The organism is Actinophytocola sp. (genome assembly GCF_036002505.1).
In the GTDB taxonomy this organism is placed as follows: Bacteria; Actinomycetota; Actinomycetes; order Mycobacteriales; family Pseudonocardiaceae; genus DASYTH01.
In genome coordinates, this window is sequence record NZ_DASYTH010000145.1 from 1 (window position 1) to 14,109 (window position 14,109).

The 14,109-nt window shown below is 68.4% G+C and carries 18 protein-coding genes; 7 read left to right on the forward strand and 11 right to left on the reverse strand.

The window, feature by feature from the left end; all coding sequences use genetic code 11:
* The first annotated feature begins 320 nt into the window (after positions 1 to 320).
* The 4 genes from VGR06_RS12700 to VGR06_RS12715 all read left to right on the forward strand — a co-directional run bounded on the left by VGR06_RS12700 (position 321) and on the right by VGR06_RS12715 (position 3,945).
* Positions 321 to 650, forward strand: coding sequence for a metalloregulator ArsR/SmtB family transcription factor (locus VGR06_RS12700; RefSeq protein WP_327559239.1), 330 nt, complete (start codon positions 321 to 323; stop codon positions 648 to 650).
* Positions 647 to 1,186 (forward strand): N-acetyltransferase family protein, encoded by a 540-nt coding sequence (locus tag VGR06_RS12705; protein ID WP_327559240.1) that lies wholly within the window; start codon positions 647 to 649, stop codon positions 1,184 to 1,186. The genes VGR06_RS12700 and VGR06_RS12705 overlap by 4 nt, the downstream gene beginning before the upstream one ends.
* A gap of 19 nt (positions 1,187 to 1,205) precedes the next feature.
* Entirely contained in the window at positions 1,206 to 2,624 is a 1,419-nt protein-coding gene (locus VGR06_RS12710) for an FAD-dependent oxidoreductase (RefSeq protein WP_327559241.1), read from the forward strand.
* A 97-nt stretch (positions 2,625 to 2,721) separates the two neighbouring features.
* Positions 2,722 to 3,945, forward strand: a complete 1,224-nt coding sequence (locus VGR06_RS12715) for an MFS transporter (RefSeq protein ID WP_327559242.1) — start codon at positions 2,722 to 2,724, stop codon at positions 3,943 to 3,945.
* A gap of 83 nt (positions 3,946 to 4,028) precedes the next feature.
* Here VGR06_RS12715 and VGR06_RS12720 read toward each other — a convergent pair whose 3' ends face one another.
* From VGR06_RS12720 to VGR06_RS12750, 7 genes are all read right to left on the reverse strand, one after another.
* Complete coding sequence (locus tag VGR06_RS12720) at positions 4,029 to 4,553, reverse strand: hypothetical protein (RefSeq protein ID WP_327559243.1); 525 nt, start codon at positions 4,551 to 4,553, stop codon at positions 4,029 to 4,031.
* A 466-nt stretch (positions 4,554 to 5,019) separates the two neighbouring features.
* Entirely contained in the window at positions 5,020 to 5,739 is a 720-nt protein-coding gene (locus VGR06_RS12725; RefSeq protein ID WP_327559244.1) for a DUF899 domain-containing protein, read from the reverse strand.
* Between the two features lie 106 nt (positions 5,740 to 5,845).
* Positions 5,846 to 6,277, reverse strand: a complete 432-nt coding sequence (locus VGR06_RS12730; RefSeq protein ID WP_327559245.1) for a nitroreductase family deazaflavin-dependent oxidoreductase — start codon at positions 6,275 to 6,277, stop codon at positions 5,846 to 5,848.
* A 57-nt stretch (positions 6,278 to 6,334) separates the two neighbouring features.
* The gene (locus VGR06_RS12735) at positions 6,335 to 6,997 is read right to left on the reverse strand and encodes a DUF2182 domain-containing protein (RefSeq protein WP_327559246.1); all 663 of its coding nucleotides are present in this window, start codon (positions 6,995 to 6,997) and stop codon (positions 6,335 to 6,337) included.
* Positions 6,994 to 7,692, reverse strand: coding sequence for an SDR family NAD(P)-dependent oxidoreductase (locus VGR06_RS12740; protein ID WP_327559247.1), 699 nt, complete (start codon positions 7,690 to 7,692; stop codon positions 6,994 to 6,996). Before VGR06_RS12740 ends, VGR06_RS12735 begins: the two co-directional genes overlap by 4 nt.
* A 67-nt stretch (positions 7,693 to 7,759) precedes the next feature.
* A complete protein-coding gene (locus VGR06_RS12745; RefSeq protein WP_327559248.1) occupies positions 7,760 to 8,092 on the reverse strand; it encodes a metalloregulator ArsR/SmtB family transcription factor in 333 nt (110 codons plus the stop codon).
* Positions 8,079 to 8,513: an SRPBCC domain-containing protein gene (locus VGR06_RS12750; RefSeq protein WP_327559249.1), complete on the reverse strand. Its 435-nt coding sequence runs from the start codon at positions 8,511 to 8,513 to the stop codon at positions 8,079 to 8,081. Before VGR06_RS12750 ends, VGR06_RS12745 begins: the two co-directional genes overlap by 14 nt.
* A gap of 43 nt (positions 8,514 to 8,556) precedes the next feature.
* On the opposite strand from VGR06_RS12750, the gene VGR06_RS12755 reads away from it, so the two are divergent.
* A complete protein-coding gene (locus VGR06_RS12755; protein WP_327559250.1) occupies positions 8,557 to 8,709 on the forward strand; it encodes a hypothetical protein in 153 nt (50 codons plus the stop codon).
* 482 nt (positions 8,710 to 9,191) lie between these two features.
* On the opposite strand, the gene VGR06_RS12760 is transcribed toward VGR06_RS12755, so the two are convergent.
* Both VGR06_RS12760 and VGR06_RS12765 read right to left on the reverse strand, forming a co-directional pair.
* Positions 9,192 to 9,572, reverse strand: a complete 381-nt coding sequence (locus VGR06_RS12760) for a hypothetical protein (protein WP_327559251.1) — start codon at positions 9,570 to 9,572, stop codon at positions 9,192 to 9,194.
* Between the two features lie 305 nt (positions 9,573 to 9,877).
* Complete coding sequence (locus VGR06_RS12765) at positions 9,878 to 10,063, reverse strand: hypothetical protein (RefSeq protein ID WP_327559252.1); 186 nt, start codon at positions 10,061 to 10,063, stop codon at positions 9,878 to 9,880.
* Here VGR06_RS12765 and VGR06_RS12770 point away from each other — a divergent pair.
* A complete protein-coding gene (locus VGR06_RS12770) occupies positions 10,062 to 10,781 on the forward strand; it encodes a L,D-transpeptidase family protein (RefSeq protein WP_327559253.1) in 720 nt (239 codons plus the stop codon). The two genes, VGR06_RS12765 and VGR06_RS12770, sit on opposite strands and share 2 nt — an antisense overlap.
* Before the next feature lie 883 nt (positions 10,782 to 11,664).
* Positions 11,665 to 11,967 carry a hypothetical protein gene (locus tag VGR06_RS12775; RefSeq protein ID WP_327559254.1) on the forward strand — a complete coding sequence of 101 codons (303 nt, stop codon included), beginning with the start codon at positions 11,665 to 11,667 and terminating at the stop codon, positions 11,965 to 11,967.
* A gap of 345 nt (positions 11,968 to 12,312) precedes the next feature.
* Here VGR06_RS12775 and VGR06_RS12780 read toward each other — a convergent pair whose 3' ends face one another.
* Positions 12,313 to 12,876, reverse strand: coding sequence for a DUF6036 family nucleotidyltransferase (locus VGR06_RS12780; protein WP_327559255.1), 564 nt, complete (start codon positions 12,874 to 12,876; stop codon positions 12,313 to 12,315).
* Entirely contained in the window at positions 12,876 to 13,394 is a 519-nt protein-coding gene (locus tag VGR06_RS12785) for a helix-turn-helix transcriptional regulator (RefSeq protein WP_327559256.1), read from the reverse strand. Before VGR06_RS12785 ends, VGR06_RS12780 begins: the two co-directional genes overlap by 1 nt.
* Positions 13,395 to 14,109: the final 715 nt, after the last annotated feature.

Sequence of the window (14,109 nt, forward strand, 5' to 3'; positions counted from 1 at the left end):
GCCGCGGCACCGCCGCACGGAGGTGGCTCGGCCAGCGGTTGGGCGAGCTCGGGGCCACGGTTAGCGCTGCGCCGTTTCCGGTCCGGTCGGTGCCGGAGGTGTACGCGCTGCCGACCGTCCGGTGGTGCGACAGCCTGTCACCACGAACCTGACGTTCGGCCGCCACGTGGCGGTGCCCTCCGCCTCCGTCGACCAACCCGTGGCCCGGCGCGGTGGTCGCGCTCGCCCGCCTCGTCGTGGCCACCGTCTGGTTCCTCGCCACGTCGACCGCTAGACTTCCATCGCCGATCGGCGATTAACGATGATGGTGGTGAGTGGCGATGGCCGACCTGTTGGACCGGGAGGTGGCACAGCGCTATGCATCCTGGTTCCGGGCGTTGGCGGACCCGAGTCGGGTGCAGATCGTGGCGTACCTGGCCCGCCAGGCCCGACCAATGGCTGTGGGGGAAATCGTCGCTGCGGTCGGGCTGGCCCAATCCACCGTGTCGCAGCACCTCAAGATCCTCGCCGAGGTGCGGTTCGTCTTGGCCGAGCCGGTCGGCAACGCCCGGCACTACCGGATCAATGACAACTGCATCACGTGCTTCCCGTCCGCCGCCGACGTGGTCATGGGCAAACCCGCCCCAGCGGTCGCGGAGGTGTGCTCGTGAAGATCCGCCCCATGTGCGAGACCGACGCGGACGCGGTGCTACGCATCTACCAGGCCGGCCTCGATAGCGGCGACGCTAGCTTCGAGACCACCGCGCCGCGGTGGGCGGCGTTCGACGCCGGCAAACTGCCCGACCACCGGTACGTCGCCGTAGACGAGGACAGCGGTGGCGTGCTTGGTTGGGTCGCCGTCTCGGCGGTGTCCACCCGCTGCGTCTACGCGGGAGTGGTCGAGCACTCCGTGTACGTCGACCCGGCCGCGCAGCGGCGCGGCGCGGGCCGGGCGCTGCTTTACGCACTGATCGTGTCGACGGAGGTGGCCGGGATCTGGACCATCCAGTCCGGCATCTTCCCGGAGAACACCGCCAGCGTCGCCCTGCACCATCGCGCCGGGTTCCGCGTGGTAGGTGTCCGTGAGCGGATCGGCCGGCACGAATGCCTCGGCAACCGGTGTTCATCGAGCGCCGCAGCTGGTGCACTGACCCGTTTCCGCGCCCCCGCGTCAAGTGACGCACCCGACCGTTTGATTCGACATTGATCGAGACAGGAGTTCTGTTGTGGACAGTCGTGTGGACGGCCTGCCGGTCGTCGTTATCGGCGCCGGCCCGGTCGGGTTGGCCGCCGCCGCGCACCTGCACGAGCGCGGCCTGCCCTTCGTGGTCCTCGAAGCCGGGGACGGGCCGGCAGCCGCGGTGCGGCAGTGGGGGCACGTGCGGTTGTTCTCCCCGTGGCGGTACAACGTCGACCAGGCCGCTCGCCGGCTGCTTGCCGAGGCCGGTTGGGTCGAGCCGGACCCCGAGGTGCTGCCCAGCGGGGCGCAGCTCGCTGCCGACTACCTGCGGCCCCTAGCCGACCTCCCGGCACTCAAGCCGGACGTCCGGTACGGGGCACGAGTGGTCGCGATCACCCGCGACGGCCTCGACAGGGTACGGACCGCCGAACGGGAAGCCGCCCCGTTCCTGGTCCGCCTCGCCGACGGCGAGGAGCTGCTGGCCCGGGCGGTGATCGACGCCTCCGGCACCTGGGGAATCCCGAACTGGATCGGCGGCTCGGGCATCCCCGCCCACGGCGAAACCACCGCCGCGCGGTATATCGAGCAGGCCCTGCCCGATGTGCTCGGCGCCGACCGGCACCGGTTCGCCGGCAGGCGCACCCTCGTGGTCGGCGGCGGCCACTCGGCCGCAACCACCCTGCTGTCCCTCGCAGAATTGGCCACGCAGGGGCCCGGCACGACCGTGGTCTGGGCGATCCGGCCGACCAGCCCGGTCCGCAGCTACGGCGGACAGACCGCCGACGCGCTGCCGGCCCGGGGCGCGATCGGCACCCGGCTACGCGAACACGTCGAAGCCGGCGCGATCGAACTGCTCACCGGCTTCTCGGTACACGCCATCACTCCCACCCCGGATGGGCGGGTGTCGGTGTCGGACCGCACCGGGCGCGCGGTCACGGCTGACCGGATCGTGTCCGCCACCGGGTTCCGTCCCGACCACGCCATCACCGCCGAGCTGCGCCTGGACCTGGACCCGGTCCTCGGGTCCACTCGAGCCCTGGCCCCGCTGATCGACCCCAACGAGCACTCCTGCGGCACCGTCCCCCCACATGGGGTCGACGAACTGGCGCACCCAGAGCCCGGGTACTACGCCATCGGAGTCAAGTCCTACGGCCGGGCGCCCACGTTCCTCGTGACCACCGGGTACGAGCAGGCCCGTTCCGTCGTCGCCGCCCTCGCTGGGGACTGGGCCGCTGCGCGGGACGTGCAGCTCGACCTGCCCGAGACCGGGGTGTGCAGCAGCAACGTGCCCCTGGACGCGGACCGGATCGACGGCAGCGGCGGCTGCTGCGCCACCTCTACGGCCGAGTCGCCGGTGCCGGCCGGCCGAGGGCTGGCCACCGGCATCGCGGGTGGCCTGCCATCCGCGCCGCTGACCCTGCTGCCCGTGGCCGGCGACGGCTCCGGTGAGCCGTCCGGCGGCTGAGCGGCGACCCGTGGTGACCCGAACCACGCGGGTGGTCGCCGGCCGTCGGACCGGCGACCACCCGCAGCGTTCCGGACACGCGAACGGATGGCCGATCGTGGCTGCCCTCGCCGTCACCCAGACCGTCGGGTACGGCGTGCTGTACTACGCCTTCGCCGTTCTGCTCCTACCGATGGCCCGCTCGCTGCACGCCGCACCGGCGACGGTGACGGGGGCGCTGACCGCCTCCGTGCTCGCCGGTGCCGTGATGGCGGTACCGGTCGGGCGGTGGCTGGACCGCCGCGGCGGCCGGGCACTGATGACCGCCGGCTCCATCGCCGCCACCGGCCTCGTCGTCGCCTGGGCGCGGGTCCACACTGTCGGGCAGCTCTATCTCGTGCTTGTCGGTATCGGCATTACCAGCGCGATGGTGCTCTACGAACCCGCCCTCGCCGTGGTGGTCTCCTGGTTCGGCCCGGCCCGGCGGGCCAAGGCGGTGCTCGCGGTGATCGTGGTGGCCGGGTTCGCCAGCACCATCTTCATGCCGCTGACCGGCGGGCTGCTCGACCGGTATGGCTGGCGCACCACCCTGCTCATCCTCGCCGCCCTCCACGGCACGGTCACCATCCCGCTGCACGCCCTCGCCGTACGCAAACCACCGCAACCGGTCGCCCGGCAATGCCCGCCCACGCCGCAGGACCACGCCCTTGTGGTGCGAGCGGCGCTGCACGACCGGCGATTCTGGTGGCTCGCGGTGGCGTTCGTCGCCCACGGCGCCGCGATGACCGCGATGACCGTCCACCTCGTCGGGTTCCTCGTCCACGAAAGACATCCGGCCACCTTCGCCGCAACCGTCGCCGGGTTGCTCGGCGTCCTGTCGGTGACCGGGCGGCTGCTGCTGACCGGCGTGCAACGGCGGTTGCCACTGCCCTACGTCGTCGGGGTTGTCTTCACCGTTCAGGCCACCGCCGCGCTTGCCCTGCTCGCGGTCGGGCGAAGCCGGGTCGGCGTCACGGTCGCGGTCGTGGCGTTCGGCATCGGCTTCGGCGTGGCGAGCCTGGTCAAACCCACCGTGCTGGCCGACCGGTACGGCACCAGCGCCTACGCCACCATCAACGGCATCCTGGCCACACCCATCACCCTCGCCAAGGCCGCCGCGCCCCTGGCCGCTGCGGGCCTGCTCAGCACATCGGGCGGCTACCCGGCGATGCTCGCCGCGATCAGCGTCACCTGCCTGCTCGCCGCGATCGGTATCACCGCCCGCGCCTCATCGCCAGCACCGGTGCCTGAGCACCGTGCCCCCCCAGCCTCAGCGACGTTCGGCCCCATTGACGCGAGCTGAACACCGTGGTCGACCACGCGCGGATTCAGAGCCGCCTCACCGATGCGCCGCGTCAGCCACACTCTCCGGGCGCGTCAGGGCCGTCAACACATGGGCGGCGTCGCGGCACACTCCGCGCAGGGTTGCCGAGCCGAAGCTGCGCTGCCGCTCCAAACCCACAAAGCCCAACCCCGCACGGTGCTCGACACACCCCCGTCGTGCACCGGCGTGCCGCGCTCGTCGAGCGCCGCGATACGCGCCAGGTATCCCACCTCCGGCCGGAAGCCGGTCGCGAGGATGAGCACGTCCACCTGCTCGCGTGACCCGTCGGCCCACACCACGTCGTCACCGTCGAGGCGGGCGAACAGCGGCCGGTGATCGGGCCGACCAGTCCGGATCGCGGCCCGGTACCGGCCATCGTCGATCACCGGCACGCTGCCCTTCGCCAGCCGGGGTCCGAGGCCCCACGTGTCCAGCCGCGTGCGGACCAGCCACCAGTGGAAGTCCCGGCCGAGGATCTGTTGCGGCTGCCACAGCAACCGCCCCCGGGTGGCGATGCTCACGGTAGCGACCTCGGCCAGCTCGACTGCGATCTGCACCGCCGAGTTGCCGCCTCCGACCACGACCACGCGGGCACCGGCGTACGGAGCCGGTACTCGGCCGAATGCAGCACCGTGCCTGTGAGCGAGTCCAGATGGGGCAGCGCCGGCCGGTACGGGCGGCTGAACCCGCTGAGGGAACGCGGTTCGGGTTCTGCCGCATCCGATCCACCGACAGCTCGTGAGCTGCGCAAGCGTGCGAACGGATGTGGCGGTACACGAACCGCGGACTCGAGACGTGTCATGTCGGGGTCGTGGCGTGGTGCGGAGCCATGCAGGTGGCAGGTTCTGGCTACCTATGCTCGGCCTGCGGATGGCGTCGCCGGCGCGACGGGATTCGACGACAGCCGAGGCGAGTTGCCGCCGGTGCCGTTCATTCGGTCGCCTCGGGTGGCAAGGGCTGGCGTGCTTCAACCAGCAGGCAGAGGCGGGGCGGGGGTCGTGGAGGCCGCCCCGTGCCCTCTCCCGGCTCCCCATCGGTGCCGACGCTGACGCCTCACTCGCTGTCGTACTCGTCGTGGCGGCGCCACCATGCCTGCGCGAACTCGAGGCCGTCCTCGTTCCTGCCCCTCGGGGCGAGGTCGAGGAACTGGTAGGTTCCCATCAAGGCCTCGACGCCACGGGCGTAGGTGGAGTATGTGTGGTGGACAGCGCCGTCCTGGAGCGCGAAGGCGCTCATACCCTCCTTCTGCGGCCCGGGCTCGTCGACATGTCGGAAGTTGTAGTCGGCCCCGTTTCTCCGCTGCTCCTCGGTGAAGGCGACGCCGAAGTCGTAGTTGAAGTCGCTCCCGAGCGACGAAACCCACGGGAATCGCCAGCCCATTTGCCGCTTATAGTCCTGGAGCTCTTGCAACGGGGCGATCGACGCACAAACGAGGGTGATGTCGCGGCCGTTCAAGTGGGGGATGACGCTGTCGAAGTGATCGGCGACCAGGGAGCATCCGGTGCATCCCCGGCGCTCGTCGGTGAGCCGGGCTCCGTCGCCGAACATGAAGTGGTAGATGAGCAGCTGCGAGCGTCCTCTGAAGAGATCGGCGAGGGACGCCGTGCCGTCGTCGGTCTCGAAGCGGTACGCCTTGTCGATCCGAACCCAGGGCAGCTCCTGGCGCCACCGTGCGAGTTCGTCGCTTCGCCGCGTCAGCGCCTTCTCGGCCTCGAGCAGCTCCAGCCGGGCCGCATGCCACTCTTCGCGGGTTCCGGTCTTGTGGGCGGTCATTGTCTGTCTCCTTCGTATCGTTCCAACAGCTCATTCGTCGCGTACGACCACTGCGACGGTCTGGGCGGACTGCCAAGCGTGGCAAACCGGCAGCTCTGATCGCAGGTCAGTCCTGGCGGGTCAGCAGGAACACGGGAATCTGTCGCGTGGTCCTGGTCTGGACGTCGCCGAGTGGGGGAGCCTCCGCGACCAGCTTCAGCCACAGCTCGGCGCGGCCGGTGTCGTCCAGCTCCTGCGCCAGGACCGTGAATCTCTGGGCACCCACCCCGACGGTGATCGTGGGGTTGGCCTTGAGGTTGTGGTACCAGTCTGGGTGGGTTGGTGATCCTCCATTGGAGGCCCAGATCGCGAAGCGTCCGTCTCCCTGCGGGGAGCAGGCCAGCGGCGTGATGCGCTCGATCCCGGACTTGGCGCCGATGTGGTGGATGAGAATCAGCGTGGTGCCCGCCCATGGCCCGCCGACGCGTCCCTCGTTCGCCCGGAGCTCCTCAATGATCTTGGTGCTATAGTCGTTGCCCGCGGTCTTGTGATCGGTCACCGTTTGTCTCTTCTCTTGGTCACAACAGTTGGCCTGGCCGACGCCACCAACGACGTCTCACATCGGTGGCGTAAGTCCGGGAACCAGCGAGGGCGCGATAAGGATCAGGATGCCGAGCCCGACGATCGCCACCGCCAACGGCACATCGATGGCGGCCTTCGCGGGCAGGAGCTTCTGGGCGACCACCAGGACGGCGATCACGGCCATCCAGGCGATATTCATGACGCCTAGCGCCACCAACATCAGCATCAGTCCGATGCTGGAGCCGACGCAGCAGAGCCCGAACTCGAATCCCGAGCCGACGCTCTCGCGGCAGCGCCGGCGGAAATACCGCTTGAGCGGCGTGAGCTCGTAGATGCCTGCCGCGATCACCACCGCGCCGGCGGCAAAAGACTCGTGCGGTCGGTACAACGCGTACACGGCGACGCCCACGAGCGTCCAGACCGCAAGGTACGACCCGAGGAACAGCGGTACCGTGCGCACGCGACCGCTGGCACGAGCGCGTCTCAAGATTGCCGGAGTCGCGCCGGGCAGCATCATCGCCACCATCATCGACACCCACAGCGCAACGAAGAACGCGAACGAATCGAGCCGGGTCGCGACGCCCAGGTCCATCCCGTTCATCTGCCGGACCGCGACGACCCAGGCTGCGGCGGCGAGCCCGAGCGTCGCCGCCAGCGTGGCGGGCCGAAGTTGCGCCGTGTCCCGCCCTACGCTCATGACGTCACCGGCTCTGCTTGTACTAACGCCGCATTCTGGCGTTCGAGCGTCTTGCCCGCACCGTTGCGCCAGCTCTCCGCCATGGACTCCGACATGGGATCGGGGAAGATGTCCTCCTCGCCTTTCTCCACTCCGTCGAAGATGGCTCGCGCAACGGACTCCGGAGACGCCTTCGGTACCTCGAGACCCCGGGTCATGTCGGTGTCCACGGGGCCGGTCAGCACGGCATGCACGCGCACGCCCCGCCCGGCCAGAAGAGCGCGCAGCGATTGCGACAATGAGAACGCGGCCGCCTTCGAGATCGAGTAGGCCGGCATGAGTGGCACGGCGGCCAAGGCGGCCAACGACGCGATGTTGACGATGGCTCCCCGAGAGCGGGTCAGCAACGGCAGGAAAGCCTGGGTCACGCCGTACGTGCCAAATAGATTGACGGCGAGGTGCCGTTCCAACGCGGTACGGTCACTGAGGTCGTCGTAGAGCCCCAGGCCGGCGTTATTGATGAGGATGTCGAGAGACTCGACTTTCTCGACGGCCTCCTGCGTCTGCGCCGCGTTGGTCACGTCCAAGGTCAGGGGCGTGACGCGCCGATCCGGGTGTGCCAAGGGTTGGCGCCTACCGGCATACACCTGCTTCGCGCCTCTCCGCAACGCCTCCTCGACCAGCGCCTGCCCGATGCCGCGATTGGCCCCGGTCACCAGGACTGCTCTGTCCGCGATTCTCATTCATCCTCCCGGTAGATACGGACCGTCTGCGGCCCGCTTGTCACGCACTCAAATGCCGCCTGAGGGCGTCGAGGCTTGAGTCCCAGTCCCGTGCCAATGCGGCGAGAAACTGCTGCGCGACCTGGATGGGGGCCGACCGGAGCCGGTAGCGGACGCGACGCCGCTCGCCGGGCTCGGCGACGACCAGCCCGGCCTCGGCGAGCAAGCCGAGGTGTTTGGCGATCGCCTGCCGGGTGATCGGCAGGCTGGCCGCCAGGTCCGTCGCCGTGGCCGGCCCGCGGGACGCGAGCGCGGCCAGGATGCTCCGCCGGCTGGGATCGGCCAGTGCCGCGAAGACCTCCTCGGCGACGGCCTCCGGATCACGCTCGGACATCGAGGTATTCGACGAGCTCATCCAGCTCACTCCGCCACCCCTCGACGTTGCCGCCGTACGCGCCGGAGTGAAGGTCGTCGGGCAGCTGTGCGAAGCCGGACTCGACCACGGTGAGCCGGGTCCCCTCGGCCACCGGCTCGAGGGTGAACTCGACATACGTACGGCGCGGATCGTCGGCCGGCAGGCCGGTGATGCCCCAGGTGTAGCCGAACACGTGCGGCGGCTCGAGGCGCTCGATGCGCAGGTCGGCGCTGTGGCCGCCCTCGAAGGTCAGGTGGGCGACGCCGCCGACGCGCAGGTCGACGGTCGCCTTCTGGCCGAACCACGTGCCCAATCCCTCAGCCGTCGTGATCGCTTGCCATACCTTCGCCGGCGGGTGGGCGACGTTGATACTGCGCTCGATGCGATCGGGAAAGCCCATGACACACTCCCACATATGGCAACCATCTGGTTGCCATAACCATATGGCAACCAGATGGTTGCGTCAAGCCCCCTCGATCGACGGCTTCACCGACGCCTTCACCGTGTTCACCGTCGTCGCCGTGGCCGCGGTGCTCTCGCTAGGCCTTGTACCGGCCGGAAAGCCACAGATGACCGGCGCCCCGAATGCCCACTGACCCGGCTTGGGTCGCACGGCCCATCCACTGGGGCATGCCGGCCCCGACCCAGCAACTCCAAGAGCCGACATGCGACGCATGTTGCGCAGACTCATCGGTGCCACCGCAGCCGGACGCCGATGAGGCTGCCCACCGCCAGCACACGGCGGTGAGGTTGGCCGGCCGGAGCGCCAGCGCGATTCCGGCCGCTTCGAAACCGTCGCCGGTCGGGTCGGCAGGCCGCCAGCCATGCTCGACCGGTTCGCTGGAAAGGGGGGACGAACCTGCCCCGCCAGTCGCTGTTCGCACGGCCCGATCCGGGCGGCCCTTGCCTGTCCGAATGGCAAGGCTCGGCCACCGCCCGTTTCGGCACGTCCGGATGCCTCTCATGCTGCGCGATCGCCATAGGTGCGTCACGCGCACTCTGGTGGCAGGTGAGTGTCAGGTCCGGTCGACTGAGGCGTCCGGGTGCGGTGCCCAGCGGCGCCGCACCCCGCTTGCGCTCAGGGATCGGGCCGAACGACGGTGCGGTTCACCGCAGATGTCGGCGAAGCCGGCCCGCGACGTGAGCCCGACTCGGCGCCCCAGGAGACCTCCCGGAATCGATCACACAACTGGACGGTGCAGCCCTTCGGCCGGCGGGCGCTCCTCGACCCGCAGACACCGAGCGGATCGTCCTCCTCGCACCGGAACGAAGCCAGCTCAGCGACGGTCGCGACGTACCGCTCGGTGTTGTAGCCCACCGCCGCCTCGCCACCGGGCACCAGCGCGAAGCGTGTGCCGTCGATGTCGAAGTACGCGTTCCACCAAGCTTGACCCGCATATCGGCGGGCGCTGACCTCGATCAGCGGAATCCCGAGGCGGGCCGAGACATCATTCGCCACCGTTCGCGCGCGCCGGCAATCAGACACCCGCCACTCCGCCAACGTGACATCAGAGACGTGCACAGTCAGCCACGATACGGGCTACTCCACTCGGCATGGTCGTCAGATCGGGAGATTGGAGCGCCGGCCGAGCCCTGTCGTGATGAGCACGCCTCTGCGATCGTCCAATCTGCTCACCGTGTTGCCACCGGCGCCGACCGGCACGTCGATGACCGACGTCACCGGTCCCCAGTCTCACCAAGCATTGGTTCAGGGCTACCAGGAGCCCAAGCCGGCCGGTGCTCGGACCGTCAGTCAGCTCCACGTCATTCACTTCCTTCGCTTGTTGTGGTCGGCGTCCGTTTCGGTTCGGGCACCGGCACAGTCACCCCAGGCAACGCATGGTCGGCGAGGTAACGGGCCGGGACGACGTTCGGCCCATACGGCAGGTTGACGCGGCCGAGCAGACTCGTAGAGACAACATCTTCGATATCCAAGGGGATGATCGTCATGCACTCCAAGGGCAGCAGGATCGCACGCCTGCCCACCCACCTCTCGCTGGTCCTACTCACCGTCGTCGCCGCCGTGTCGGCCCTGGCCGGGCCCGCCGCCGCGGCCCCGGCGACGGCGGGCCGGCCGGTCGCCGCCGCGGCGGTCGCCGCTCGGCCCACGATCAAATACGGCTCTCACGGGTCCGCGGTGACGTATCTGCAACAACGGCTGATCGCACTGCGCTACGACGTCGGCTCGGTGGACGGCGTCTTCGGCTACAACACCCTGCACGGGGTCTACGCCTTCCAGAAGGTGCAGGGCATCGGCGTGGACGGCGTCGTCGGGCCGACCACGTGGAGCAAGCTCGCCAGCCCCTACCGGCCGAAGGCCCGTTACTACCACGGCTCAGCCGCGGTAGAGATCAACCTCACCAAGCGGGTGCTCTACCTGACCAAGGCCGGCGCGGTCACCCGGATTGTCGACGCCTCCCCCGGAAAGTCCTCCACCCCGACCCCCACCGGGAATTTCTCGATCACCCGCCGGATCGACGGCTGGCGGCAGAGCGACCTCGGACTGCTGTGGCGGCCCAATTACTTCTACCGCGGATACGCCATTCACGGCTCCAAGTCCGTGCCGACCTATGCGGCCAGCCACGGGTGTGTGCGGGTGACAATCGCCGCGATGAACCGCCTGTGGTCAACGCTGTACATCGGCGAACGGGTGCACGTTTACCGGTGATCCGCTTCTCCGGGACGTGCCGGTCCGTGACCGGCACGTCCCGGACTCCGGCTCGACAACCGGGGCTCGGCACGCGGGCCATCGTGGTGTGGGCGGCCCCTTCGCGAACCTTGCCCTTGTACGGCGACCGCAGGCCGGTCCCGCGCGTCGAAGACGCCCTGAACCCGTCCCCGCACCCGCGCCGTCGCCTCGCCCGGCAGGCCGTCAAACCTCGCGAGGCCGTGTTCGAGTGCGGAGGCCGTACCGGGCAGCGCTGGGTCGGCAGAGGGCACATACCCAGGGCTCGAGGTCCAGCTCTCCAGGCGGGAGCTCGCGTCGGCGTGCTTCTCCTTGATGGGCTGTCCCTGGTCGTCAAGTTCCAGGACGTTGGCGAAGATGGGCGACCCCGTGCGGGCGGCGTTGCTGGCGGGGCTGGCGAGGGCCTGAGCACATAGCCGGACTCAGCTTGGCAGAGCCGCGCTTCACAGAACCTGCAACGCGCCCTACATCGGCACGACCGGACGCTGCCATGGTTTGATCGCCATGACGTTGGTTACCGCGCGGTCGGCAGCGGCAGATATCCGGATATTCGCGACGGCGGCTGTACCTCCGCCGACGGCGAGGCTACAGGTAAGGCAGGTAGTGCCCCAGGTTGCGTCAAGCTGCGATGAGGAGGGTGGGGACCGACCTCGCCGACGAGGATGCTCCGGGTCGTCGACCGCGAGGCGCATGGCGCCTCGGCGATTTCGCAACCTTTGCGGCTGCGGTACCGTGGGGTCGGATATGTCGAGCGGTGAGGTTTCCTGCCGTTCCGTACATCTCACGCGACTTCGGAGGTGATCACGGTGCACCGGTGCTCATGACGGCCCCATCCCGGGGCGTCACGGAGCCGAAAGGTGACCGTATGAGCCGGACCGACAAGACTCGGCCGTGGTGGGTGAAGATGGCCGACAGGCCAATGGTCACCTGTCGACCCCAGCATGATCATCGATTCGGACCGTGCACATTGCCGGAACGGATCAACGCCGACACCGCACCAATTTACCGCCCCGTGAGGGGCTGCTACTGGGTCGTGACCGGCCGCTTCGCCAGCATGGTCCACAACGGCTGCCGGGAGTGCACGGGCTACCACTTCCGGCGCGAGGATCGCCGTCGGAGTCGCCACCAATCGCGCCGCGAGCTGCGCGCCTATCACGGCGAAAACTGATCGCAAGCGGTGGGGCTGAACATTCGCCAGCCCTGCCGCTTACCGACCACCTTTTGATCTTGCGGATGTCGGTTGGGCCTCGTTGCTTCCTTCGGTAATTCGTAGAAACGTCATGACGCATTCAATTCGGCATGAAAGAGCGCATTCCTGAGGTCTGGGATGAGGATTGGGCTGATGGCTGTCTCCGGAGGCGTCTTTGATGTTGATCGGTTGTCTCGTAGATGACCAGAGATTGCTGTGTAAGCCGGGATCGGACGGTGTTGTAGCGGTGCAGCCATCGGAAGCTCGTGCACCGTTCCCGGAAAGTGAGTGGTCACTTCCTCCGCATTTGGCTTCGACTATGCCTCAGCCTTTTGCTGCAAGCCAGGCGAGTGCGCTCTGGGCGGACGAGTGATGCTTCATTGGCACCTCGAGAAGCCGTTTCGCTATGACCTCGGCGTCAACCAGTCCGGCGTCGAGCAGCGCTGCCACGAAGTTCTGATCTTTTTCGCGGAAGGCGCACAGCTTCGCGACGCACAGGTCCTCCTTGCCGAGGCACCATCCGATGTACTGAGGCTCGCCGGCGGCTGCGGCGGTGTTCGCGTTCTGGACTTTGACCAACCGGCCGCGCCAGCCATTTGGCAGGACGGCAGTCTCCAGGTCTACCCCGTCGATGCTGAAGCCGTGCTGCTCCTCGAACGGCGACCACTCGCCAGCGACACCTTCGATCAGGTCAGCAAGTCGAGCGGTCTCGTCGCCGTCGTCGACGAGAGGGAGAATATCGATTTCTATGGACATGGTGGCTTCCTGAGGGAGTTCGTCCTCGGCAAAGGATCCGAGGATGGACTGGGAGCCGACAACGACCACAGCTTCGTGTCCGATGATCTGGCACGCCGTCCTAATCGCGTGCTCGAGCTGGTCGCGTCGCATCAGCTCACCAGCCCCAGGACCTCGGACCGCTCCTCCTGCGAGAGCAAACCACCCATGGGCGAAACCTCGCGCATCTCCACCGAGTCAGTATCGAGCCCGGTCATCACCCGGCGCAGGCTCGGCAGGTCGCCGTCCTGGATCAGGCGCTGCCACTGGTCCAGATTCCGCAGGTGGGGCTGCCCGCGCGTGCTCTCCCGCAGGCGTTGCAGGTTCCGCAGCATGATCGGACGCCATTCACTCAAAGTCGCGGGCGTCAGGTGAATCGAGAGTCGACGATGAAGTTCCCAGGAGCGCTTGGACGAGCGATCAAGTTCCTGCCTGACTGGACGCCGGACGATCTCCAGGCGGTAGCCCATGCACGACAGCAGACGATCGAGCATGTCGTCGCTCAGGTGCCCTCGCCCGGAGAGGTACTGGCTGATGCTGGGCTGACGCACCCCGCTGACCCGAGACAGCTCGGATTGGGTGATGCCTGTCTCTAGCATCACCTCACGGAGAACCTCGCCACGGCTGGGCATGACCGGATTATAGCAAGAATTACTATAGCCATGCGAGGGAGAGAACGCCCATAGCCGACGACCGACGCCATGTACGTCCATGGCCCAACGCAGCGGCTCGACCTGACCGACGCTGCGGCCACCGAGGGTCGGCTCACCTGTCTGCGGATGGCTATGACCGTCACTGCGAGCCCCTGAGCTGCTAATCCGACTGCCGCGGCGACCTGCCCAAGATCGACATGCCCATGCTGGTCGTGCAGGGCGACGCGGACCAGGCCCCGGTGGCAACTAAACCCCCGGCTGGCTCGGGCAGTCCCTGCACCGTGTGCGAGCCGCCTGCTGCCGTTCTCCGGCGTCGCGCACGTCGGGTACCTGCCCGGCGGTCGTCCCGATTCGGCTCAGCGGTCCGCTGGCGGAGTGGGCGTCCGCTCCGGACCTGGATGTTTCCGTGCGATCCATCCGCAGGCGATCATCGGCGCCGCACTCGAGACAATCGAGGGCTATCGGCCGCCGCCGGAGGTCGGCGAGGATTACCTCGAGCCGACGAGTACGCCTCCCTGATCGCGGACTGGGTCGCGGACGGGTACCGCACGGGGGCACGTGGGCCGACTGCGGCCTGATGTCACCAGCAACCGACGGAGGGAACAATGGCCTCGAGCAGTGACTATGACGTGATCGTTCTCGGCGGCGGGGCGCCTGGCGAGCACTGCGCTGCGGCGCTGGCAGCGCGCCGGCT

Bases quoted from the DNA above. Each gene is read 5' to 3' on its own strand.
- VGR06_RS12755 (WP_327559250.1), top strand. From the start codon at position 8,557: ATGGCAACCAGATGGTTGCGTCAAGCCCCCTCGATCGACGGCTTCACC.
- VGR06_RS12780 (WP_327559255.1), bottom strand. From the start codon at position 12,876: ATGCGACGCGACCAGCTCGAGCACGCGATTAGGACGGCGTGCCAGATC.
- VGR06_RS12750 (WP_327559249.1), bottom strand. From the start codon at position 8,513: ATGGGCTTTCCCGATCGCATCGAGCGCAGTATCAACGTCGCCCACCCG.
- VGR06_RS12700 (WP_327559239.1), top strand. From the start codon at position 321: ATGGCCGACCTGTTGGACCGGGAGGTGGCACAGCGCTATGCATCCTGG.
- VGR06_RS12775 (WP_327559254.1), top strand. From the start codon at position 11,665: ATGAGCCGGACCGACAAGACTCGGCCGTGGTGGGTGAAGATGGCCGAC.
- VGR06_RS12725 (WP_327559244.1), bottom strand. From the start codon at position 5,739: ATGACCGCCCACAAGACCGGAACCCGCGAAGAGTGGCATGCGGCCCGG.
- VGR06_RS12765 (WP_327559252.1), bottom strand. From the start codon at position 10,063: ATGACGATCATCCCCTTGGATATCGAAGATGTTGTCTCTACGAGTCTG.
- VGR06_RS12745 (WP_327559248.1), bottom strand. From the start codon at position 8,092: ATGTCCGAGCGTGATCCGGAGGCCGTCGCCGAGGAGGTCTTCGCGGCA.
- VGR06_RS12770 (WP_327559253.1), top strand. From the start codon at position 10,062: ATGCACTCCAAGGGCAGCAGGATCGCACGCCTGCCCACCCACCTCTCG.
- VGR06_RS12735 (WP_327559246.1), bottom strand. From the start codon at position 6,997: ATGAGCGTAGGGCGGGACACGGCGCAACTTCGGCCCGCCACGCTGGCG.
- VGR06_RS12785 (WP_327559256.1), bottom strand. From the start codon at position 13,394: ATGCCCAGCCGTGGCGAGGTTCTCCGTGAGGTGATGCTAGAGACAGGC.